Source organism: Paenibacillus sp. BJ-4 (assembly GCF_020404765.1).
GTDB lineage: Bacteria > Bacillota > Bacilli > Paenibacillales > Paenibacillaceae > Paenibacillus.
In genome coordinates this window covers 1-1804 of record NZ_JAIVEM010000001.1, presented here as the reverse complement: position 1 = coordinate 1804, position 1804 = coordinate 1, and the positions used below count along the sequence as shown (strand labels likewise).

1 protein-coding gene is annotated in these 1804 nt (G+C 57.6%); it reads left to right on the top strand.

Translation table 11 applies throughout. The features are described 5' to 3' along the window. The coding region (locus LCF57_RS00005; protein ID WP_225998877.1) for a condensation domain-containing protein at nt 1-1804 on the top strand (1804 nt) is incomplete at both ends.

Below are 1804 nucleotides of genomic sequence, written 5' to 3'. Positions count from 1 at the left end.
GCAGACAGGCAATGTGCCGATCGGCAAAGCGTGGCTGAATGCGAAATTCTACATCGTGGACGCGCATCTGAACCCGGTGCCGGTCGGGGTGCTGGGCGAGCTGGTCATCGGCGGAGTCGGAGTGGCGCGCGGGTACTTGAACCGTCCGGAGCTGACGGAAGAGAAGTTCGTAGACAGCCCGTTCGCCGCAGGCGAGCGACTGTACCGCACGGGAGACTTGGCACGTTGGATGGAGGACGGGAACGTGGACTTCATCGGCCGGATCGACAACCAGGCGAAAATCCGGGGCTACCGGATTGAGACGGGCGAAGTCGAAGCGAAGCTGCTGAGTATAGGTAGCGTGAAGGAAGCGGTCGTCGTCGTCAGGGAAGATCAAGAAGGTCAGAAAGCTTTGTGCGCTTATTATACAGCGGAAGAAGGCTTGACGGCGGCGGACCTGAAGCGGGCGATTGCCAGCGAGCTGCCGGGGTACATGATCCCGTCGTACTTCGTGGAGCTGGAGCGCCTGCCTCTGACGCCGAACGGAAAGATCGACCGGAAGGCGCTGCCGGCACCGGAAGGGGGAGCAGGCGGAGGCCGCGAATACGTGGCGCCGTGCACCGAACTTGAGGCGAAGCTGGCCGCCATTTGGCAGGATGTGCTTGTTCGGGAGAAGGCGGTAGGCGTAACGGACAACTTCTTCGACCTCGGCGGACACTCCCTGCGGGCGACGACGCTTGTCAGCAAAATGCATAAGGAGCTAGGCGTTGAATTCCCGCTTCGCGACGTATTCCGCTACTCGACGGTTGAGGAAATGGCCGCGGCTATGGAGCGGCTGGAGATCGGCTCGTTCACGGCTATTCCGGCTGCGGAACCTAGCGAGTATTATCCGCTCTCTTCCGCTCAGAAACGTCTCTATATCTTGAACCAGCTGGAAGGAGCCGAGCTGAGCTACAACATACCGGGAGCTATGCTGCTCGAAGGGGAGCTCGACCGGCAGCGGTTTGAAGAAGCGTTCCGCGGGCTCGTAGCTCGTCATGAAACGCTGCGTACCGGCTTTGAGATGGTAAAAGGCGAAGCGGTTCAGCGGATTTACGAAGAAGCCGCCTTCCAGGTGGAATATGTGCAGATCAGCGGGGAGCAGGCGGAAGAAACGGTGCGCCAATTCGTTCGTCCGTTTGATCTAGCGAAGCCGCCACTTCTGCGGGTAGGCCTTGCCGAACTGGCGCCGGACCGGCACATTCTAATGTTCGATACGCATCATATCGTATCTGACGGCGTTTCGATTGACGTACTGATCGAAGAGTTCGTCCGCTTGTACAGCGGGGAGCAGTTGGAGCCGCTCCGCATTCAGTACAAAGATTATGCGGTATGGCAGCAATCGGACGAGCAGAAAGCTCAGCTTGCCAAGCAGGAAGCCTACTGGCTCGACATGTTCCGCGGAGAGCTGCCGGTTTTGGAATTGCCGACGGACTATCCGCGCCCGGCTATGCAGAGCTACGAGGGCCGCACGCTGCAATTGTTTATGAATAGCGAGAAAAGCGAGGGTCTGAAACGGCTTGCAGCCGAGAACGGCGCAACGCTTTACATGGTTCTGCTTGCTGGTTATACAATATTATTGCATAAATATACAGAACAAGAAGACGTGGTGGTCGGTACGCCGATTGCGGGAAGAAATCACAGCGACGTTCAGCCGCTGATTGGGATGTTCGTCAATACTCTGGCCATCCGCAGTTATCCGGCTGCCGGTAAGACGTTCCTTGACTACTTGAAGGAAATCAAGGAGACGACGCTGGGCGCTTTTGAACATCAGAATTATCCGTTT